This is a genomic window from Crossiella sp. NPDC003009, assembly GCF_053591555.1.
Window position 1 is genome coordinate 12456 of record NZ_JBSFUA010000041.1, and the last position, 21557, is coordinate 34012.

General features: G+C 73.2%; 18 protein-coding genes. 16 read left to right on the forward strand and 2 right to left on the reverse strand.

Annotation, left to right across the window (positions count from 1 at the left end; all coding sequences use genetic code 11):
• Positions 1-3: 3 nt before the first annotated feature.
• The 10 genes from pcaH to ACWDY5_RS31735 all read left to right on the forward strand — a co-directional run bounded on the left by pcaH (position 4) and on the right by ACWDY5_RS31735 (position 10594).
• Positions 4-744 (forward strand): protocatechuate 3,4-dioxygenase subunit beta, encoded by a 741-nt coding sequence (gene pcaH / locus ACWDY5_RS31690; RefSeq protein WP_449725812.1) that lies wholly within the window; start codon positions 4-6, stop codon positions 742-744.
• Complete coding sequence (pcaG, locus tag ACWDY5_RS31695) at positions 741-1292, forward strand: protocatechuate 3,4-dioxygenase subunit alpha (RefSeq protein WP_449725813.1); 552 nt, start codon at positions 741-743, stop codon at positions 1290-1292. Before pcaH ends, pcaG begins: the two co-directional genes overlap by 4 nt.
• On the forward strand, positions 1285-2865 hold the full coding sequence (locus ACWDY5_RS31700) for a lyase family protein (protein WP_449725814.1): 1581 nt from the start codon (positions 1285-1287) through the stop codon (positions 2863-2865). Before pcaG ends, ACWDY5_RS31700 begins: the two co-directional genes overlap by 8 nt.
• Complete coding sequence (gene pcaD, locus ACWDY5_RS31705) at positions 2862-3629, forward strand: 3-oxoadipate enol-lactonase (RefSeq protein WP_449725815.1); 768 nt, start codon at positions 2862-2864, stop codon at positions 3627-3629. The genes ACWDY5_RS31700 and pcaD overlap by 4 nt, the downstream gene beginning before the upstream one ends.
• Before the next feature lie 165 nt (positions 3630-3794).
• The gene (gene pcaC / locus ACWDY5_RS31710; protein ID WP_449725816.1) at positions 3795-4175 is read left to right on the forward strand and encodes a 4-carboxymuconolactone decarboxylase; all 381 of its coding nucleotides are present in this window, start codon (positions 3795-3797) and stop codon (positions 4173-4175) included.
• A gap of 84 nt (positions 4176-4259) precedes the next feature.
• Positions 4260-6551, forward strand: a complete 2292-nt coding sequence (locus ACWDY5_RS31715; protein ID WP_449725817.1) for a M64 family metallopeptidase — start codon at positions 4260-4262, stop codon at positions 6549-6551.
• 98 nt (positions 6552-6649) lie between these two features.
• A complete protein-coding gene (locus ACWDY5_RS31720; protein WP_449725818.1) occupies positions 6650-7561 on the forward strand; it encodes a hypothetical protein in 912 nt (303 codons plus the stop codon).
• A 50-nt stretch (positions 7562-7611) separates the two neighbouring features.
• Complete coding sequence (locus ACWDY5_RS31725) at positions 7612-8547, forward strand: 1-phosphofructokinase family hexose kinase (protein WP_449725819.1); 936 nt, start codon at positions 7612-7614, stop codon at positions 8545-8547.
• Positions 8544-9305, forward strand: coding sequence for a 5'/3'-nucleotidase SurE (gene surE, locus ACWDY5_RS31730; protein ID WP_449725820.1), 762 nt, complete (start codon positions 8544-8546; stop codon positions 9303-9305). Before ACWDY5_RS31725 ends, surE begins: the two co-directional genes overlap by 4 nt.
• Positions 9306-9394: 89 nt before the next feature.
• Positions 9395-10594, forward strand: coding sequence for a WD40 repeat domain-containing protein (locus ACWDY5_RS31735; RefSeq protein WP_449725821.1), 1200 nt, complete (start codon positions 9395-9397; stop codon positions 10592-10594).
• Positions 10595-10640: 46 nt separating this feature from the next.
• Here the strand turns inward: ACWDY5_RS31735 and ACWDY5_RS31740 are convergent, their stop codons facing one another.
• Positions 10641-13604, reverse strand: a complete 2964-nt coding sequence (locus tag ACWDY5_RS31740; RefSeq protein WP_449725822.1) for an ATP-binding protein — start codon at positions 13602-13604, stop codon at positions 10641-10643.
• 64 nt (positions 13605-13668) lie between these two features.
• Between ACWDY5_RS31740 and ACWDY5_RS31745 the strand changes: the two genes are divergently transcribed.
• From ACWDY5_RS31745 to ACWDY5_RS31770, 6 genes are all read left to right on the forward strand, one after another.
• Positions 13669-14574, forward strand: a complete 906-nt coding sequence (locus ACWDY5_RS31745; RefSeq protein ID WP_449725876.1) for an NAD(P)-dependent oxidoreductase — start codon at positions 13669-13671, stop codon at positions 14572-14574.
• 59 nt (positions 14575-14633) lie between these two features.
• Positions 14634-15578, forward strand: a complete 945-nt coding sequence (locus tag ACWDY5_RS31750) for a zinc-binding dehydrogenase (RefSeq protein ID WP_449725823.1) — start codon at positions 14634-14636, stop codon at positions 15576-15578.
• Positions 15575-16444, forward strand: a complete 870-nt coding sequence (locus tag ACWDY5_RS31755) for an LLM class flavin-dependent oxidoreductase (protein WP_449725824.1) — start codon at positions 15575-15577, stop codon at positions 16442-16444. The genes ACWDY5_RS31750 and ACWDY5_RS31755 overlap by 4 nt, the downstream gene beginning before the upstream one ends.
• Before the next feature lie 28 nt (positions 16445-16472).
• Positions 16473-17306 carry an SDR family oxidoreductase gene (locus ACWDY5_RS31760; RefSeq protein ID WP_449725825.1) on the forward strand — a complete coding sequence of 278 codons (834 nt, stop codon included), beginning with the start codon at positions 16473-16475 and terminating at the stop codon, positions 17304-17306.
• A 216-nt stretch (positions 17307-17522) separates the two neighbouring features.
• Positions 17523-18152, forward strand: a complete 630-nt coding sequence (locus ACWDY5_RS31765; protein WP_449725826.1) for a DUF4360 domain-containing protein — start codon at positions 17523-17525, stop codon at positions 18150-18152.
• Between the two features lie 154 nt (positions 18153-18306).
• Positions 18307-20508, forward strand: coding sequence for a heavy metal translocating P-type ATPase (locus ACWDY5_RS31770; protein WP_449725827.1), 2202 nt, complete (start codon positions 18307-18309; stop codon positions 20506-20508).
• Here ACWDY5_RS31770 and ACWDY5_RS31775 read toward each other — a convergent pair.
• Positions 20502-21503: a LacI family DNA-binding transcriptional regulator gene (locus ACWDY5_RS31775; protein ID WP_449725828.1), complete on the reverse strand. Its 1002-nt coding sequence runs from the start codon at positions 21501-21503 to the stop codon at positions 20502-20504. The genes ACWDY5_RS31770 and ACWDY5_RS31775 overlap by 7 nt on opposite strands.
• Between the last annotated feature and the right edge of the window lie 54 nt (positions 21504-21557).

Sequence of the window (21557 nt, forward strand, 5' to 3'; positions counted from 1 at the left end):
ACGATGTCGACCACCGAGGGGCGGCGGCTCGCGCTGCCGCGCTACCGCAGGGACGCGCCGGGCACCCACCCGCCGCTGGACAGCCCGGCCTACGGCTCCACCGCGCTGCGCCACCCGAAGCAACCCCTGGTCGTGCTGCCACACCGGCTGACCGAGGTGACCGGCCCGCTGCTCGGCCCGGGCCGCCTCGGCCCGCTGGACAACGACCTGACCCGCCAGCACCCCGGCCAGCCGCACGGCCAGCGGATCATCGTGCACGGGCGGCTGCTGGACGGCGACGGCAGACCGGTGCGCAACTCGCTGATCGAGCTGTGGCAGGCCAACGCGGCCGGGCGGTACAAGCACGTGCGGGACCGCTGGCCCGCGCCGGTGGACCCGAACTTCGACGGCACCGGCCGCACGCTGACCGATGACGAGGGCCGCTACGAGTTCACCACCATCAAGCCAGGCGCCTACCCGTGGAAGAACCACGACAACGCCTGGCGGCCGGCGCACATCCACTTCTCGGTGTTCGGCACCGCGTTCACCCAGCGGCTGGTCACCCAGATGTACTTCCCGGACGATCCGCTCTTCGGCCAGGACCCCATCTTCAACTCGGTGCCCGACGAACGCGCCCGGCAGCGCATGGTCTCCCGCTTCGACCTGGACCGCACCCGGCCGGACTGGGCGCTGGCCTTCGAGTTCGACATCGTGTTGCGCGGCAGCGACTCCTCGGTGTTCGAGGACGAGGAGGAGGACGAATGAGCACGCCCTCGCAGACCGTCGGCCCCTACCTCGCCCTCGGCCTGGAGTGGCCGGACGGCCCGGACGTGATTTCGCCGAATATGCCGGATGCGGTATGGTTGCGGGGCACGGTCAGGGACGGCGCGGGCGAGCCGGTCCCCGACGCGGTGATCGAGACCTGGCAGGCCGATGCGGACGGGCGCTTCAACCACCCGGCCGATCCCCGCGGCGCGGTGGCCTCGCCGGGGTTCCGCGGCTTCGGACGCTGCACCACGGCGGCCGACGGCAGCTATGGCATCCGCACGGTGGTGCCGGGGGCGGTGCCGGCCGAGGCTGGGCTGGTGCAGGCTCCGCACATCGACGTCTCCGTGCTGGCGCGCGGGTTGCTGCACCGGGTGGTGACCCGAATCTACTTCCCGGAACACGCTGAAATGCACCGGAGCGACCCGGTGCTGTGCTCGGTGCCGGAGCACCGGCGGGCCACGCTGATCGCCGAGCGGACCGGCGACGGCTACCGGTTCGACGTGCGGTTGCAGGGCGGACAGGAGACCGTGTTCTTCGATGTCTGACCTGTTCGACGGATTGTCGGCGGCCGGCCCGGTGCGAGCTGAGGTCGAGGACCGGGCCTGGCTGCGCGCCATGCTCGCCTTCGAGCGCGCCCTGGCCACCGCCCAGGCGGAGGTTGGGCTGCTCGCGCCGGAACACGCGGCGGCCATCGCGAGGGCGTGCGATCTGGCGGCCCGGGACCCGGTAACTCGGGACTCGGTGACTCGGGACTCGGTGACTCGGGACTCGGCGGCCCGGGACCCGGCGGCCCGGGACCCGGTGACTCGGGACTCGGCGGCCCAGGATCTGGCGGCCCGGGACCCGGCGCGCGATCCGGCCGCCCGGGGCCCTGTGGCGCGCGATCCAGTTGCCGGTGATCTGGCGGCTGGTGATGTGGCGGCCGGTGATCGGGTGGAGCTTGGCCCGGCGGAGATCGACCGCGTGGAGATCGACCCGGCCGAGATCGGCGCTGCGGCCACTGGCGTGGGCAACCCCGCCGCGCCACTGGTGCGCGCGCTCACCGTCCGCGTGGACGGGGCGGCGAGCCGGTACGTGCACCAGGGCGCCACCAGCCAGGACGTGCTGGACACCGCGGCCATGCTGGTGCTGCGCGGCGCCACCCGCGCGCTGCTGTCCACTGTGGACACCGCGGGGGCACGGGCCGCGGAGCTGGCGGCTGCCTACCGGGACACGCCGCAGGCTGGGCGGACGCTGGGGCAGCAGGCGTTGCCGGTGACCTTCGGGCTCACCGCGGCGACCTGGCTGTCCGCGCTGACGGCTGCCCGGGATCGGTTGCGCGGCTTGCGGTTCGCGGCTCAGCTGGGCGGTGCGGCGGGAACGCTCGCCTCGCTGGGGCCGGGTGGGCCTGCGGTGCTCGCCGCGCTGGCTCGCGAGCTGGCACTGGATGAGCCCGTGCTGCCCTGGCACACCGAGCGTTCCCGGCTGACCGCGGTCGCCGCCGCGTTCGGCGAGGTGGCCGGGGCGGCTGGGGGCATCGCGCGCACGATCATCCTGCTCGCGCAGACCGAGGTCGGCGAGGTGTTCGAGGAGGGGCCGCCGGGCAGTGGTGGGTCCTCGACGTTGCCGCACAAGCGGAATCCGGTGGCCGCGGTGCTGGCCGCCGGGGCGGCGGCGCAGGTGCCGGGGCTCGTCGCCACGGTGTTCGCGGTGCGGCCGCAGGAGTACCAGCGGGCGGCGGGGAACTGGCATGCCGAGTGGCGGCCGCTGACCGAGCTCGCCAGGGTGACCGGGTCGGCGGTGCACTGGGTGGCGGAGAGCCTGGCGCGGTTGCGGGTGGATCCGGGGCGGATGCGGGCGAACCTGGACCGCACCGGCGGGTTGTTGCTGGCCGAGCGGGTGACCTCGGCGCTGGTGGACGAGGTGGGGCGGCTCGTGGCGCATGACGCGGTCGCCCGGTGCGCCCGGCAGGCGGTGGCGGAGGGCGGGTTTGCCGCCATCCTGGCCGCGGATCCGGTGGTGGGGGAGCACCTGTCGGCGGAGCGGATCGCGGAGTTGCTGGATCCGGCGGGATATCTGGGCAGCGCCGGCTTGTTCGTGGACCGGGCGCTGGCGGCCTGGCAGGAGGAGGACAGGTGACGATCCTTCCCGCGTACACGGTGGCGGGGCCGGTGGCCGGGCCGCCGGTGGTGCTGTCCGGGTCGCTCGGCAGCGATCGCCGGATGTGGCGGCCGCAGGTGGCGGCGCTGGCCGCGGCCGGATACCGGGTGATCACTTATGACCACCGGGGGCATGGCGAGTCGCTGACGCCACCGGGGCCCTACGACCTGGCGGCGCTGGGCGCGGATGTGGCCGCGTTGCTGGACGAGCTGGACCTGCCGGACGCGCACTTCGCCGGGTTGTCGCTGGGTGGCATGGTGGGCATGTGGCTGGGGGCGTTCCGGCCGAAGCGGGTGCGCGGGCTGGTGTTGTGCTGCACCTCGGCCGAGCTGAACCCGCGCTCCGGCTGGGCGGACCGGGCCCGGCTGGTGCGCGCCGAGGGCACGGGCGCGGTGGCCGATGCGGTGGTCGGGCGCTGGCTCACCCCGGACTACGCGCGGCGGCATCCGGAGCTGGTGGCCGAGTTGCGCGCGATGGTGGCCGCGACGCCCGCCGAGGGGTATGCCGCCTGTTGCGGGGCGATCGAGCGGATGGACCTGCTGCCCGAGCTGCCGCGGATCACCGCGCCGACGCTGGTCATCTCCGGCGCGGACGACCCGGCCACCCCGCCCGAGCAGGGCCGCCTGATCGCCGACCGGATTCCGGGCGCGCGGTTCGAGGTGGTCGAGCACGCGGCGCACCTGGGCAGCCTGGAGCGGTCCGCGGAGTTCACCCGTCTGATCCTGGAACACCTAGTGTCGTGAGTCGGACGTGCGCCAGCGGTCTCGGCGGCCCAGCTTCCCGCCGACCGCACCGCGGGAAAGCCCACGTACAACCCGGTACGAGGGCCTCCCCTCGGCACGCCCGGCGGAAAGCTGGACCGCCGATACCGCCACCGCACGTCCGACTCACGACACCAGGAGGCCGTGATGACTGACCACCGCCACACCGAGGGCATGCGGGTGCGGCGCGAGGTGCTCGGCGACGCGCACGTGGACCGGGCGGTGGCGGGCACCACCGAGTTCACCGCGCCGTTCCAGGACTACATCACCGAGTCCGCCTGGGGTTCGGTGTGGACCAGGGACGGCCTGGACCGGCGCACCCGCAGCTGCCTCACCCTGGCCCTGCTCACCGCGCTCGGCCACCACGAGGAGCTGGCCCTGCACGTGCGCGCGGCCGTCCGCAACGGGCTCACCGCGGCCGAGATCGGCGAGGTGCTGCTGCACACCGGGGTCTACGCCGGGGTGCCCGCGGCCAACGCCGCCTACGCGGTGGCCCAGCGGGTGCTGCGGGAGATCGAGGAACCCTGACCGCGCGGTTGCGCCGAGTGGTCCACTCGGCCTACGACGGTTGGCACTGCGTGCACGCCAGGACCGCGATCTAGGCTCCGGGGCATGGTGAGACGAACCGCCGCGCTGCTGGGCGCGCTGGCCCTGGCCGCGAGTGTGCTGCTGGTCGCGGGCCCGGCCCAGGCCGAGGCCACCGCGCCGCCGGGCACCGTGGTGCCCGTGCAGGTCACCGGGGACGCGGCCAAGCGGTTCAACCTGGTGATCGTGCCGGACGGCTATGCCAGCGCCGACCTGCCGAAGTTCCGCGAGCACGTGGACAAGCACCTCAACGTGCTGTGGACGATCGAGCCGTTCAAGTCCTACCGCAGCTACCTCAACGTCTACACCGTCGAGATCGCCTCCCCGGAGTCCGGCGTGAGCTGCGACCCCGACATCGGCTCGCCGCGCCGCAACACCCCGCTGCGGATGGCCTTCTGGGGCGGCTGCAACCCCAGCGGCGTGCGCCGCCTGCTCACCGTGGACAGCACCGCGGTGAACAACTACGCCAACCTGGTTCCCGGCACCACCGCCGCCAACCGCCAGATCCTGGCCATCGCCAACAGCGACACCTACGGCGGCGCCGGCGGCACCTACGCCACCGCTTCCGGCGGCAACGCGCTGTCCGCGCTGATCACCCCGCACGAGCTGGGCCACTCCCTCGGCGGCCTGCAGGACGAGTACGACTACCTCAACCGAGGGGTCCGCGGCGGCACCTACACCGGCGGCGAACCCGACTCGGCGCACCACACCCTGCTCACCGAGGCGCAGATGCGTGAGCAGCGGAAGAAGTGGTGGCGCTGGCTGGGCGAGCCGAGTGACTCCGGCGGCGTGATCGGCCGGTTCGAGGCCGGGCTGTACCACAGCAAGGGCGTGTGGCGGCCCAGCAAGCACTCCATGATGAAGACCCTCGGCTACTACTTCGACCAGCCCACCCGCGAGGTCATGGTCCAGCGCCTGTCCGCCAAGACCAGCATCCTGCAGGACGGCACGCCCAGCACCGCACCCATCGGCGCGGACCGGATCGTCTGGGTCGAACCGCTGCACCCGGTCGGCCACAGCCTCGCGGTCAGCTGGACCCTGGACGGAAAACCGTTGTCCGCCAACGGTTCCCGCTCGGTGGACCTGTCGAAGCAGAACCTCGCGCCCGGCAAGCACACCCTGGTCGCCACCGTCACCGACCCCACCGAGTTCGTCCGCGACCCGGCCATCCGCGCCTCCACCGCGCTGACCCGCACCCGCACCTGGACCGTTGACACCAGCCTCAGCACCCCGCGCCCGCAGGTCCCGGCCGAGTTCGTCAGCAGCACCCCGACCGACCGGCCGGTCGGCGCCGCCGACGTGGTCTACGTGCAGACCACCCGCCCCGCCGCCCAGGAACCCGCGGTCAGCTGGACCCTGGACGGCCGCCCGGTGAGCACCTCGGCGGACAACCGCGACCTCAACCTCAAGTCCCTCAAGCTCACCCCCGGCCGCCACACCCTGACCGCGACCACCGGCACCGCCACCCGCACCTGGACCGTGGACGCCCAGACCCCGGCCACCAGCTTCGAGCTGTCCAAGCCGCTGCTCACCCGGACCTCGCCGGCCGGCGACCCGGAGTACGTCTTCAACGCGCCGTTCACCATGCGCCTGAAGGCCACCGACGACACCAAGGGCTTCGTCGTCCCCGAGTTCCGCACCAACGGCGACGGCTGGTTCAACTACTTCGGCTGGCCCACCGACGCCGGCGCCCCGTTCCGCTTCACCCCGGACGGCACCAACATCGACGACCTGGTCTACGGCAAGCTCGGCACCCCCCGGCTCTCCCCGTGGGACGAGGTGCCCCCCGGCTACGGCCGCCACACCATCGAGTACCGCGCCATCGACCCCGCAGGGAACACCGCCACCCCCGGCCGCTTCGCCGTCACCCTGCTCCGCCAGCCCCCGGCCTGCACCGCCAAGGTCACCGGCCACCACCTCGGCCCGCTGACCATCACCACCGGCGTCACCTGCCTGGAGCCGGCCACGGTCACCGGCCCGGTCACGGTCAAGCCCGGCGCGACCCTGGTGGCCACCGAGTCCACCATCACCGGCCCGGTGACCACCGAGGGCGCGGGCGGCGTGCACCTGCTGAACTCCACCATGACCGGCCCGGTCACCCTCACCGGCACCACCGGTGACGTGACCGTGGTCGGCGGCCGGATCGTGGGGCCGCTGCAGGTCGAGGGCTCCACGGCGACCGACCGCGGCCCGGTGCTGGCCGGGGTTCAGGTGATCGGCCCGGTGCGGTGCGGCGGGAACGCGGTCTCTCCGGACAACCTGGGCGCCCCGATCACCGGAACCGGTCCGGCGACGGGCCAGTGCGCGCCGCTGCGCTAGGGGTCACGTTCCGTTGGCGCGGTGTCCCGAAGGAGACTGCCCGCGGCACCTGACGGAGTGGTTCGCCGAGAGCCGATCCTGCCTAGACTTCCCAGGTCATGGGCAGTTCCCGCAGGGCCGTGCTCGCCGCCACGCTGGGCGTGACGCTCCTCCTCTCCTCGGTGCCCGCGACCGCCGCGCCACGGGACGACTCGCCGACCGTGGCGCAGGTCCTCGACGGCGTCTTCCACGCCAGTGACGAGGAGCTGATCAAGGAGCTGGAGATCTCCTGCGAACAGGGCGAGGCCGACGAACGCTTCTGCCGGATGGACCGCGGTGAGGTGCACGGCCTGCCCCGCCAGCTGAGGCGGGCCGCGGAGGAGTTCACCGACCTGTGCCGGGATCTCCCGGAGTGCTCCCGGTCCGGGGCGCAGCCGCGCACCAGCGCGGACATCGCCAAGGCGCTGCGCGCGATCACCACGGCGAGCAAGAGCCCGGCCGTGCGCAACCTCAGTTCCCGCGTGGGCGAGTTCGCCGACTTCGCGGGCCGGGTCACCACCGGCGGTGGCGCGCTCACCGCGAACACCGACCGGCTCAAGGAGTACGCCCGGACCGCCATCTACCTCGCCGCCAGCACCGTGCCGCCCCTGGGAGACCTGATCGGGCTGGCCGAGGCCGTTGCCGTGGGCGACGTCGAACAGGGCATCACCGCGGTGATCGGCCTGGCCGCCACCGCGATCGGACTCGCCTTTCCGCCCGCGGGCGCGGCCATCGCGGCCGGTGTGGCGATCTACGGGCTGGCCAAGTTCATGTGGAACTACTACCAGGCGAAGTTCCGCAACTGGTTCACCGATCCGGTTGGCGTCGTCAACCGGATGTTCAGCTCGGGCGCGGACATCCAGTGGACCGAGCACAAGGTCGGCGACCGCACCGCCAACGTGGTGTTCGCCAAGAGCAGCATCTTCTACGTCGAGAACAGCTCCGGCGTCCGGATGCCGGTGTTCGCGCCTTTCACGGTGGGCATCGTCTGAGCCCGTCACCCGGCTGAGTGACAGACCTGATCTCCGGGTAACCCGGGCGAGTGACCGGCACCGTAGTAGTCCTCGCGCCCTCGCCCCAGCTCACCGTCACCGTCGAAGCGCTCGACGGCGTCCCCGACATCCACCTGCACCCCGGCGGCCAAGGCGTCTGGCAGGCGCGGATGATGCGCTCGCTCGGGGCTGAGGTGGTGTTGTGCGCGACCGTCGGGGGCGAGACGGGGCAGGTGTCGCGGGGATTGCTCGACCAGGGTGCGGTGGAGCTGCGGTTGCGGGGGATCGCTGGGCGGAACGGGTGTTATATCCACGACCGGCGGAGCGGGGAGCGGGAGCCGGTGGTGGAGATGCCGGCGGATCCGCTGTCCCGGCACGAGCTCGACGACCTGTACGAGCTGACCCTGACCGAGGCCCTGGCAGCCGGAACCGCGCTGCTCAGCGGGCCCAGCGACGAACGGGTGGTGCCGCACGAGCTGTACCACCGGCTGGCCGCTGACCTGACCCGCAACGGGTGCCAGGTGGTGATCGACCTGGCCGGGGAGCGGTTGGCCACCGCGTTGCGGGGCGGGCCGACCTTCGTCAAGGTGAGTCATGAGGAGCTGATCGAGGACGGGCGGGCCGCCAGTGACGAGCTGACCGAGCTGGTCGCGGCGGCGCGCGAGATCGCCGGGCACGGGCCGAGGGCCGTGGTGGTGTCCAGGGCCGCGGAGCCCGCGCTGGCGTTGCTGGACGGAGAGCTGTGCACCGTGCACGTGCCGGCGCTGAACCCGGTGGAGACGCGGGGTGGCGGCGACTCGATGACCGCGGGGTTCACCGCGGAGCTGGCCAGAGGGGAGTCGCTGGCCTCGGCGTTGCGGGTGGGGGCGGCCGCGGGGGCGTTGAACATCGCCCGGCACGGGCTGGGCACCGGGAGCGGAGAGGCCATCGCCTCGCTGGCACAGCGGGTGGAGCTCCGGCCGTGGGACGAGAAAGGGAGCGGATGAGCGCGCAGACGGCACTGATCACCAATGACGACGGCATCCTGTCACCGGGGCTGGCCGCGCTGGCCGGACTGGCCGGGCGGAGCGGGCTGACCACCGTGGTCGCCGCACCGGCCAGCGAGGCCAGCGGCACCAGCGCCGGTTTGACCGCGGCGGAGGACCGGCGGCAGGTGGCGGTGCGGCAACGCAGCCTGGAAGGCCTGGACGTGCCGGGCTACGCGGTGGCCGGGCATCCGGGACTGATCGCGTTGCTGGCGGCCCAGGGCGCGTTCGGTGGGCGGCCCGATGTGGTGCTCTCCGGGGTCAACCGGGGCGCCAACGTCGGGCGCGCGGTGCTGCACTCCGGCACCGTCGGCGCGGCGCTGACCGCGGGGATCAACGGCATCCGGGCGCTGGCGGTGTCCCTGGACGTGGGGATGCGCGCGCCGGAGGAGCACCACTGGGAGACCGCGGTGGAGGTCGCGGGCACGGTGCTGAAGCTGTTGTGGGAGCTGCCGCCGGGCAGTGTGCTGAACCTGAACGTGCCCAACGTGCCGGTGGGCAGGCTGGGGCCGTTGCGGCGGGCGAGCCTGGCCGAGCACGGGACCGTGCAGTCGCGGGTGCGGCACCTCGACGGCGGCGGGCTGGAGCTGGTGACGGTGGAGGTCGAGGGGGAGATCGAGGCCGACAGCGATGTGGCGTTGCTGGCGCAGGGGTGTCCGACGGTGACGCCGCTGTGCTCGGTGGCCGAGGACGTGGGAGTGGTGCTGCCGCTGGACTGAGCCCGGGCGGCCGCAGCAGTCGATTCAGGATGAGCCTGTCTTGGCGGGACGTGGTGCCACTAGGGTGTTCGGGGTATCGCGGTCAGGGGGTGGCGCGGGTGGCCGAAGTCCCAGCAGGAGCCAGCGAAGAGACCGGCACGCCTGTTCCCGCCGGCTCACGGGTGGACAACCAGCTGACGGTGTCGGCGAAGACGGACCTGGTGGTGCAGGCGAACACCATTTCCGGGGGCGTCCATCATCATGGGTGGCGCAGCCCGCGCGTGCTGCTGATCGGCGCGGCCGCGGGCGCGGCGCTGCTGGTGGTCGCTCTGGTCATGGTGCGCTGGCTGACCGGCAGTGGCGCGCTGCCGCTGACCGGCAACCCGCTGGCGGCACCGGCCACGGCACGCGAGATCGGCATCCTGTCGGGTCACACCGCGATGATCACGGGGGCGAAGTTCAGCGGGAACGGTCAGGTCCTCGTTACGGCGAGTGCGGACAAGACCGTTCGGTTGTGGGACGCGCGGAACCACAAGGAGGCCGGCACACTCGCCACTGGCCACGTCAACGGGATGGCGGTGAGCCAGGACGGGCGCACCGTGGCGGTCGCGCCCTCTGGCCGCGGGGTGCAGTTCTGGGATGTGGCAGGCCGCGAGCAGCTCGGCGAGTCGCTCAGCGAGACCGAAGGTATGCGCGGGCTGCCGATCATGGCCATGACCGTGGAGTTCAGCCCGGACAGTCGTCTGCTGGCCGTCGGGGAGGTCAGCGGTCAGGTGCGGTTGTGGGACGCGGCCGGCCACCGGCGGGTGGGCAAGCCGCTCGTCGGTCACACCTCCGGCGTGCTCGCCATGGCGTTCAGCGCCGACGGTCGTGTGCTGGCGACCTCGAGCGGGGACAACACGGTGCGACTGTGGGACGTCACCAGCTACCAACAGCTCGGCCAGCTTCCCCTCGAGTCGCCCGGTTTTGTGCAAAGCCTGGCGTTCAGCCCTGACGGACGCGTCCTGGCCTGCGCGGTCTCGGGCCTCACCACGCAGTTCTGGGATGTGGCCAGCCGCCAACGGCTCGGCGAGCCCATCAACAACAGCGCCGTGAGCCTCGCGTTCAGCTCGGATGGCACCCGGCTGGTCACCGCGAGCGCGGGGCAGGGGGTGCAGTTGTGGGACGTGGCCAGCCGGGAACCGCGCGGTGATCCCATCGGGCCTGGCAGTGCGGTCACCAGCGTGTCGTACAGCCCGGTTGGGCAGACGCTCGCCACCGCGATGATGGACAACTCCGTGCGCTTGTGGGACATGGCCGGTCTGGGCTGATCAGCAAGAGCAGCACTGGCCACGCCGATGGGCACACAACTGACCTCTAACGGACCGTCAGCCGGGCGGTGACGCGGTCGACGTCGCCGCGTTCCGCCGGTGGCAGCGGCGCGCCGGTGGCGGCCCGGCGCGCGGCGGCCGAGGCGAGCAGTTCCGCGGCCCGATCGTGTTCTCCGGCAAGGGAATGGGCACCGGCCAGGCCTTCCTCGGCCAGGGCGATGGCCCGGGGGTCGCCGCTGGTCTCGGCGGCGGCGCGGGCCAAGGCGTGCAAGGACATCGCCTCGCCGGGGTGGCCGCGGAGTTCGGCGATGAAGCCCAGTTCGCTGTGCGCGAGGGCCACGCCGGGGGCGTAGTTCACCTGGCGGTGCCAGGCCAGCACGCCGGTGAGCAGGGTGTGCGCGGTGGCCAGGTCGCCGGTGCGGCGGGCGCCCAGGGCCAGGCCCAGCTCGGCGTGGATGACGCCGGCCTGGTAGCCGTGTTCGGCGGCCAGGCGGCGGGCCTGGCGGTGGCGGGACTCGGCGCGGGAGTGGTTGCCGGCGAGCAGGTCCAGGCGGGCCAGGCCGGTGAGCTGGTCGGCGGCGTCGGTCCAGAACTCGTTGGCCTGGGCCAGTTCCAGCGCGGCGGTGCGCAGTTCGGTGGCCAGCGCGTAGTCGCCGGTGATCTCGGCGACGGCGGAGCGGGCGTACCCGGCCAGCGAGCGGCCCCAGGTGTCGCCGAGGTCGGTGAACAGCTCCAGGGACTCGGTGGCCTGGGTGGTGGCGGTGGCCAGGTCGCCGCGCATGACCGCCTGGAGTGCGGTGGTGGCCAGGACCGCCGCGCGTAGCCACGGGTCCGCTGTGGACAGTTCGGCCAGGCGGGTGGCGCTGGCGGCCAGGTCGCCGCCGGTGTAGTTGAGCGAGAAGGCCTGGAACCAGGTGGCTTCCGCGTCCACTGTGGACTGTTCGGTCAGCTCGCGGCGAGCGTTCGGGTCCGCGCCGCCGCGGCGGAGCAGGGTGATGCCGGTCAGCCAGGCGGAGACCGTGTCCCGCAACGGGTGTTCGCCGGGCACGGACAGGGCGAGGCGGAGCTGGCGTTCGGCATCGCTCAGCCGGCCGCGCAGGTACCAGTACCAGGCCAGCGCCCGGACCAAGCGCAGCGCGCGGTCGGTGTCGGCGTTGTGCACCGCGGTGTCCAAGGCGCGGCGCAGGTTCGCCGACTCGCGGTCCAGGCGGGGCAGCCAGTCGCGCTGGCGGTGGTCGCGGAGCTGGGCGGCTTCGGCCAGGTCCAGGTAGTGGGTGAGGTGGCGGTCGCGGAGCTGGGGGAGCTCGCCGGCGTCGGTGAGGTGGGTGCGGGCGTAGTCGGCGATGGACTCCAGCAGCCGGTAGCGCGGGCCCTCGGCGACCAGGACCAGGGAGCGGTCCACCAGGCGGGCCAGCAGGTCGAGGATCTCCGGCTCGGTGAGCGGGTCGGCGGCGGAGACCGCTTCCGCGGCGGCCAGGGTGCAGCCCTCGGCGTGGATGGCCAGGCGGCGCAACAGGATCCGCTCCGGTTCGGTGAGCAGGTGCCAGCTCCAGTCGATCACCGCGCGCAGCGTGCGCTGCCGGGGCGGGGCGATCCGGCCACCGGTGGTGAGCAGCCGGAAACGGTCGTCCACTCTGGACAGCAGCTCGGCCAGGCCCAGCACCCGCAACCGGGGTGCGGCCAGTTCCAGGGCCAGGGGCAGGCCGTCCAGGCGCAGGCACAGCGCGGCCAGGGTGTCCGGGTCGGCGGTGCTGAGGTCGGCCCCGGCGGCCTCGGCGCGCTGGGTGAGCAGGCGGACCGCGTCGGCGGGGGCCAGTGGCGGCACCGCTTCCAGGCGTTCGCCGGGGACGCCGAGGGGTTCCCGGCTGGTGGCCAGCACGCGCAGCTCAGGGGCGGCGCGCAGCAGCCGGGCGATGAGACCGGCGGCCGGGGCGAGCACGTGTTCGCAGTTGTCCAGCACCAGCAGCAGCCGCTGGTCGCGCAGCGCGGTGGCCAGGTCGGCTCCGGGGTCGGCGCGGATGTGCAGGGCGCCGGCCACCGACTCGGCGAGCTCGGCCTGCCCGGCGGTGCCGGGGTGGCCGGACAGGTCGACCAGCCACGCCCCGTCCGGGAACCCCGGTCCCGCTTCGGCGGCGGCCAGCGCGAGGCTGGTCTTGCCGACGCCGCCGGGGCCGGTCAGCGTGACCAGGCGGTGCCTGGTGAGCAGGCCGCGGACCGCGCGCACGGCGTGCTCGCGGCCGACCAGCTCGGTGAGCGCGACAGGCAGGTTGCCGCGCGGGCGGACCGCCACCCGCAGTCCCGGGTCCTGACGCAGCATCGACTCGTGCAGCGCGGCCAGCTCCGGCCCCGGGTCCGCGCCCAGCTCCTCGGCCAGCCGCTCGCGCAGCCCGGCATAGGCGGTCAGCGCCTCGGCCTGCCGACCGGCCTGGTACAGCGCGCGCAGCTGCACCGCGCGCAGCCGCTCGCGCAGCGGATGCCGGGCCACCAGGTCACCGACGACCGCCAGGGCCTCGGCGGGCTCACCCAGCGCCAGCCGCGTCTCCCCGAGCAGCTCGACCGCTTCCAGGCGGCGTTCGGCCAGGCCGTGCGCCACCGGGCGGGCGAAGTCCTCGTCGGCGAACTCGGCGAAGGCCGGTCCCCGCCACAACTCCAGCGCGCTCACCAGCAGCTCGGCCCGCTCGCGCGGCGGCGCGTCCCCGGCCGCGGCCAGCAAGGCGGTGAAGCGGTCGGCGTCGGTGTCGGCGCGCAGCCGGTACCCGGCCGGACCGGACTCCACCAGGTCCCGGCCGATGGCCCGCCGCAGCCGGGAGACCTTGGTCTGCAACGCGCCCAGCGGGTTCGCCGGGACCGCGTCGCCCCACAGGTCCAGCACCAGCCGGTCCGCCGGAACCGGACGCCCGCCGCGGGCCAGCAGCGCCGCCAGCAGCAGGCGCACCTTCGCCTCCTGAACCGGCGCCGGTGCGCCCTCCGCCGTCCACGCGGTCAGCGGACCGAGCACCCCGAATCGCACCCCGACACCCTAACCGCCAGCGAACCGCCAGCAGACCGAAAGCGCAGGCGAGCACGCTGATCACATCAACCGCAGCGAGCAAGGAGTGATCATCGTGACCAGCAGCAAGACCCCGGTCAGCATCATCGGCCTCGGCCGCCTCGGCGCGGCCATCGCGGAGACCTTCCTGGCCGCCGGGCACCCCGTGACCGTGTGGAACCGCTCGCCGGCGAAGGCCGAGGCGCTGGCGGGCAAGGGAGCAACCGTGGCGGGCTCGGTCGCCGAGGCGGTGCGGGCCAGTCCGCTGGTGCTGACCGTGGTGCTCGACCACGCCGCCGTGCGCGACCTGCTCGACCCGGTCGCCGAGGACCTGCGCGGCCGGACCCTGCTCAACATCAGCTCCAGCGCCCCCGACGAGATCCGCGCGCTGGCCGGGTGGGCCGGCGGCCACGGCGCGGACTACCTGGACGGCGCGGTGATGGCCGTGCCGGCGGCCATCGGCACCCCGGACGCCCAGGTGCTCTACAGCGGCTCGCGCGCCGCCTTCGACCGCCTCGGCGCGCAGCTCGGCGTGCTCGGCGCGGCCCGCTACGTGGCCGAGGACCCCGGGGTGGCCGAGCTCTACAGCTACGCCCTGCTCAGCGCCGGGTACGGCACCATCTTCGGCTTCCTGCACGGCGCGGCCATGCTGGACTCCGCCGGGGTGCGCCCGACCGAGTTCCTGGGCATGGCGGTGCCCTGGCTCAACGGCATGATCGCCTTCCTCAGCGACCTGGCCAGGGAGGCCGAGACCAAGGACTACGCGGGCGGCGACTCCAGCCTGGAGATCAACCTGGCCGCGCTGGCCAACATCGTGGTCACCAGCCGCGCCGCCGGGGTCGATCCCGGGCTGCACGTGCCGCTGCTGGAGCTGGTGCGCGGCCTGGTCGAGCAGGGGCACGGCGCGGACAGCGCGTCCAGTGTGTTCGAAGTCATGCGCGCCAAGGGTTGACCTCCAGTTAGCTGGAGCTTGTTTGCTCAGGTGGTAGAACCTACTGAGGGGACAAGGACATGCGTGCGGTGTGGTTGCGGGAGTTCGGCGGGCCGGAGGTGCTCGCCCTCGGCGAGGCCCCTGATCCGGTGCCCGGCGAGGGCCAGGTGCTGATCGAGGTGGCCTACGCCAACATCACCTTCGTGGAAACCCAGTTCCGGGCGGGCGGGCAGAGCCCGTTCCGGGTGGAGCTGCCGGTCATCCCGGGCAACGGCGTCGGCGGCACGGTGCTGGCCACCGGCCCCGGCGTCGACCCGGGACTGGTGGGGGCCAAGGTGATCAGCAGCCTGAGCGGGACCGGCGGGTACGCCGAGCTCGCGGTCGCCGCGGCCGACACCCTGCACCGGGTGCCGGCAGGGCTGGCACTGGACGCGGCGGTCGCGCTGCTGGCCGACGGGCGCACCGCGGCCATGCTGCTCGGCGCGGTCGCGGTCGAACCGGGGGAGCGGGTGCTGGTCGAGGCCGCCGCCGGCGGGGTCGGCTCGCTGCTGGTGCAGCTGGCCACCGCGGCCGGGGCCACCGTGGTCGCGGCCGCGGGCGGTGCGCGCAAGACCGAGCTGGCCGCCTCACTGGGCGCGGCCGAGGTGGTGGACTACCTCGAACCCGGCTGGACCGAGCGGGCAGGCCAGGTGGACGTGGTCTTCGACGGGGTGGGCGGCGAGATCGGCCGGGCCGCCTTCGAGCTGCTCGGCCCCGGCGGCCGGATGATCAGCTACGGGCTGGCCAGCGGCGAGTGGACCGGCATCCCGGAGGAGACCGCCGCCGAACACGGCGTCACGCTGGTGTCCTTGCGCCCCAACCCCGAACTGGTCCGCGAGGCCACCCGCCACGTGCTCGCCGAGGCCGCGGCCGGGCGGCTGCGACCGGTGATCGGACAGCGCTTCCCGCTGGCTGAGGCGGCTGCCGCGCACGCGGCCATCGCCGGCCGCGGCACCGTCGGCAAGACCCTGCTGGAGGTCCGGTGAAGATCGGCGTGCAACTGCCCTCCTTCGGGATCGACCCCTCGGCCACCGCGGCCGAGCACGCCCGGCACGCCGAGGGCCTCGGCCTGGAGTCGGTGTGGACCGGCGACCACCTCATCCCCGCCCTGCCCTACCTGGACAGCACCCTGGTCCAGGCCACCGTGGCCGCCAGCACCAGCAGCATCAAGCTCGGCTTCGGCGTGCTGATCCCCGCGCTGCGCGGCGCGGCCTGGGCGGCCAAGCAGATCGCCACCCTGCAACACCTCTCCGGCGACCGGCTGATCGTCGGCATCGGCAGCGGCGGCGACCCGCACGGCGACGCGGCCTGGCGCGCGGTCGGCGTGCCCTACCGCGAACGCGGCAAGCGCACCGACGCGGTGCTGGCCGTGCTGCCCGACCTGGTGGCAGGCCGGGACGCGGCCATCGACGGCGAGGTGGTCCGGCTGTCCCCGCCGGCCACCGTGCCACCGTTGCTGATCGGCGGTTCCGGGCCGGTGGCCTGGCGGCGGATCCAGCGGCTGGGCGCGGGCTGGTACCCGGCGTTCGTGCCGCCCTCGGTGGTCGCCGACGGCATCCGGCAGCTGCGCGAGCTCGGCATCGAAGCCCCGGTGACCGTGGGTGTCAGCGTCGGGCTCGGGCCGCTCGAACAGTCCATTGTGGACGATCGGGTGCGCGGGCTGGCCGACTACGGCATGGGCGAGGAGCAAGCTCGCAAGGCGCTGGTGACGGGATCCCCGGCCCAGGCAGCCGAACAGCTGGCCGCCTTCGCCGAGGCGGGCGCGGAGCGGGTGGTGGCCATGCCGTTCCCCGCCGACCGTTTCCAGCAGCGCGAGCTGCTGGCCGAGGCCGCGGCGCGGCTGGGGGCATGAGCCGGAGCTGAGCGGGTAGCCGGGGCACATGACGGAACCGCATCCCGTCGCCCCGCTGCCCGCCGCGGCCGGGCGTCCCCGCACCGCCGTGATCACCGGCTCCGACTCCGGCATCGGCCGCGCCACCGCGGTCGCGCTGGCCGGCGGTGGCCTGGACATCGGCATCACCTACCACCAGGACGAACAGGGCGCCCAGGACACCGCCCGCGAGGTCGCCGAACGCGGCGCGCGGGCGGTCATCCGGCGGCTGGACCTCGGCGACCTGCCCGCCTCGGCCGAGGCCATCGACGAGCTGGCCGAGGAGCTCGGCGGCATCGACGTGCTGGTCAACTGCGCGGGCACCGGCACCGCCGAACCCGCGCTGGAGATGGACTTCAGCACCTGGCGGCGCGTGCTCTCAGTGGACCTGGACGGCGCTTTCCTGTGCACCCAGCGGGCCGCCCGGCACATGATCGAGGCGGGCCAGGGTGGCCGGGTGATCATGGTGACCAGCGTGCACGAGCATCAGCCCAGGGTCGGCGCGGCGCCCTACTGCGCGGCCAAGGCCGGGCTCGGCATGCTGGCCAAGACCTTCGCGCTGGAACTGGCCGAGCACCACATCACGGTCAACTCGGTGGCGCCAGGGGAGATCTCCACCGCGATGACCGGCCAGGAGGACGCCGACCCGACCGAGCAGCGCAGGCCAGGGGTGCCGCTGGGGCGGACCGGCCACGCCGCGGAGGTCGCCTCGGTGATCGCGTTCCTGGCCACCCCGGCCGCCGGGTACGTCACCGGGGCCTCCTTCGTGGTCGACGGCGGACTGCTGCTGATGGGCGCGCAGGCAGGCACCGCGCTGGACTCGGACAGTTGGCGGCGCGTGTAGCCAAGTTTTCCTTGGCAGCAGAGAATGCAGTCGCATACAATGAGTCCTGAAACCATTCGCGGCTGATGGGTTCATGGGCACATGGGATCCCCAAATGTGATCTCAGTCGATCGCACTACTTTCGCGGTTGCCCCATACGGCCGCTGTTGAATACTCCCGTTTACGATATCGTGGGTCGCCGTCGTCGATAAATTGAGACGATTGGGAAGGGATTCCATGATTACCATGCTGGCCGCGGCTGGAATGGCTTTTTCCCTGCTTGCCTCTCCGGTTCCGGCGGCCGAATCAGCGCCGCCGGACAGGGTGACAGTCGAGGTGATCACGGCGAACGGATCGGGTTGCCCGCCCGGCACGTCCGCTGTGGCCGTCGCGCACGACAAGACCGCCTTTACCGTGACCTACAGCGACTATCTCGCTCAGGTCGGGGTTGGCGCGAAACCGACCGATGTTCGAAAGAACTGTCAGCTCGCCCTGCGCATCCACTACCCGCAGGGCTTCAGCTACGCGATCCAGAAAGCGGATTACCGGGGTTACGCGAATCTCCAAGCGGGGGCGCGCGGACTCCAGCGGGCGAACTACTACTTCCAGGGAATGTCGGCCACCGAGTCGCGGAGCCATTGGTTCAACGGCCCGTACTCGGACAGCTGGCAGGCGACCGACACCTCCGAAGGGCCCAACTTGGTCTACGCCCCCTGCGGCGAGACCAGGAACCTGAATGTCAACACCGAGCTGCGCGTGCAGGCGGGATCCTCGAATCCCTCGACCACGACCAGCTTTATGACGATGGACTCCACGGATGGCAGCATTCGCACCACCTACCACTTCTCCTGGAAGCGGTGCGACTAACGCATTCTAGGGTGGCTCAGGTCACAGGGGGGAACCGGGTGGACCAGATGACCGACCTGACTGGCGTGGTCGGCTCCGCTGCGGTGCGTTCGCGCACCGTCTCGCGGGGCCGGCCAGCGTCCACAGCAGACGGCGGCGTCCCCTGGAGAGTGCAGTGCAGCAGAGTGTCGCGACCGGCGCGACCGAGACCCCGGAGCGACTGAGCACGGTCGAGCTGGCCCTGTCCGGCATGACCTGTGCGGCCTGCGCGGCCCGGATCGAACGCAAGCTCAACAAGATCGACGGCGTGCACGCCGTGGTCAACTACGCCACCGAGCGTGCCTCGGTGTCCTTCCCTGCCACCATCGATGTCACCCGCCTGGTCCAGGCGGTGGCCGCCGCCGGTTACACCGCGCACGAGGTCCGCCAGACGACGGCATCGGACGGACCGGACCCGGTGCGCGCGCTGTGGCGCAGGCTGGTCGTGTCGGTGCTGCTCACCTTCCCGCTCGCCGACCTCGCACTGGCCATGGCCTGGGTGCCCTGGCTGCGGTTCCCCGGCTGGCAGTGGGTCTGCCTCGCACTCGCGGCCCCGGTGGTGCTGTGGGCGGCACTGCCCTTCCACCGGGCCGCGCTGCGCAACGCCAGGCACGGCGCGGCCTCGATGGACACGCTGGTCTCGCTGGGGGTGCTCAGCGCGTTCGGCTGGTCGACCTACGCGATGTTCAGCACCACGGTCACCGGCGGCATCTACCTGGAGGTCGCCGCCGGGGTGACCACCTTCCTGATCGCCGGCCGCTACTTCGAGGCCCGCGCGCGCCGGATGGCCGGGGACGCGCTGCGCTCGCTCTCCCTGCTCGCGGCGAAGGACGTCCTGTTGCTGCGCAAGGGGAAAGAGGTCCGGGTCCCGGTCGGGCAGTTGGTGGTCGGGGACCTGTTCGCGGTGCCGCCGGGGGAGAAGATCGCCACCGACGGGGTGGTGGAGTCCGGGCGCTCGGTGGTGGACCTGAGCATGGTCACCGGCGAGTCGGTGCCGGTGGAGGTGGAGACCGGCGCGCAGGTCATCGGCGGCACCATCTCGCACAGCGGCAGGCTCGTGGTGCGCGCCACCGGCGTCGGCGCGGACACCCAGCTGGCCAGGATGACCGCGCTGGTGGAACAGGCCCAGGCCGGCAAGTCCAGTGCGCAGCGGCTGGCCGACCGGGTGGCCGGGGTGTTCGTGCCGGTGGTGCTGGTGCTGGCCGCGCTGACCCTGGCGGCCTGGCTGCTCGCCGGCTCCGCCGCGGAGTCCGCGTTCGGGGCCGCGCTGGCCGTGCTGATCATCGCCTGCCCGTGCGCGCTGGGCCTGGCCACGCCGACCGCGCTGCTGGTGGCCACCGGCCGCGGCGCGCAGCTGGGCATCCTGCTGCGCGGGGCACAGGCCCTGGAGCAGACCAGGGCGGTGGACACCGTGCTGCTGGACAAGACCGGCACCGTCACCACCGGCCGGATGTCGCTGGCCGAGACGCACTCCACCGGCGAGCGGGCCGAGCTGCTGCGCTACGCCGGTGCGGTGGAGGCCGCCTCCGAGCACGCCATCGCCGCCGCGATCACCACCGCGGCCCGCGCGGAGCTCGGCGCCCTGCCCGAGGTCGCCGATTTCACCGCCTTGCCCGGCCTCGGCGCCACCGGCCGGGTGGACGGCGTGGAAATCCTCATCGGCCGCCCGCTGCTGTTCACCGAACGCGGCTGGACGGTCGATCCGGAATTGCGCGAGCGGTGCGCGGAATGGGAAAAGCTGGGCCGCACCGTGGTCGTGGCCGGCTGGGACGGCGCGGCCAGGGGACTGCTCGCGGTGCGGGACACGGTGAAGGAGTCCGCGCCCGCGGCGGTCCGCGCCCTCCGCGCACTGGGCCTGACCCCGGTGCTGCTCACCGGCGACAACGAGAGCACCGCCCGCGCGGTGGCCGAGGCGGTGGGCATCGAGGAGGTGCACGCCGGGGTGCTGCCGCAGGGCAAGGTGGCGGTGGTGCGCGCGCTGCAGGCGCAGGGCCGCCGGGTGGCCATGGTCGGCGATGGCGTCAACGACGGCCCCGCGCTGGCCGCGGCCGACCTGGCCATGGCCATGGGCACCGGCGCGGACGTGGCCCTGCACGCCGCCGACCTGATCCTGGTGCGGGACAACCTGATCGCGGTGCCGGATGCGATCAGGCTGGCCCGCGCCACCTTGACCACCATCCGCGGCAACCTGTGGTGGGCCTTCGGCTACAACGTGGCCGCGCTGCCGGTGGCCGCCCTCGGGCTGCTCAACCCGCTGATCGCCGGGGCCGCGATGGCGCTGTCCTCGGCGTTCGTGGTCTCCAACAGCATGCGGCTGCGCAAGTTCGGCGGTCAGTAGCCGCCGCGCCCCGGCGGCGCGGTGGAGGCGCGCACCACGAGCTCGGCGGTGAAGCTGGGCGGCTGGACCTCCACGCCGTCCAGCAGGCCCAGCACCGCGCGCGCCGCCGCCTGCCCCATCTCCCTGGCGGGCTGGCGGATCGTGGTCAGCGGCGGTACCGCGTAGCGCACGCTGGGCAGGTCGTCGAAGCCCACCAGCGACACGTCCTCGGGCACCCGCAGCCCGCGTTCGGACAGGGCCAGCCGAGCGCCCATGGCCACCTGGTCGTTGGCCGCGACCAGGGCGGTGCACCGGATCCCGTTGTCCAGCAACCGATGGGTGGCCCGGCGGCCGTCGTCCTCGTGGTAGCCGCCGGGGATGGTGCGCGGGGTCAGACCAGCGGCGGTCATGGTGTCCCGGTAGCCGTGCAGGCGTTCCTCGGTGTCGGGCTGGCCGGACTCGCCGGTGATGTGCGCGATCTCCTTGTGCCCCAGTGAGATCAGGTGTTCGGTGGCCAGGCGGGCGCCGCGCTGGTTGTCCAGGGTGATGGCCGGCTTGCCGGGGGCCGCGCGCAGCACGGTGACCAGGGGCAGGTCACCGGTGACGGCCAGCAGGTCCGCGCCGGGCAGGCGGCCGCCGAGCACGATCAGCGCGTCGGCCTGGCGCTGCACCAGGTGTTCCAGCGCGCGGCGCTCGGTCTCGGTGTGGAAGGCGCCGCTGGCGAAGAGGGCCTGGTAGCCCAGGCCGTGCAGCTCGGCCTCCACCCCGGCCATGATCAGGCCGTAGAGCGGGCTGGCCAGGTCGGGGGTGAGCACGCCGACGGTGAAGGTGCGGCCCCAGGCCAGGCCCTTGGCCATCAGGTTCGGGCGGTAGCTCAGCTCGGCCATCGCGGTCAGCACGGCGTCCCGCTTGTCCGGGGCGACCACGGCGTTGCCGGTCAGCACCCTGGACACGGTCGCTTTGGACACCCCGGCCCGCGCCGCGATGTCCGTGATCGTCGCCTTCCTGCCCGCCACCGGCCCACCCTCCCCGTTCACCGGAACGTTGACCGCCCCTGTGACGGATGTTAC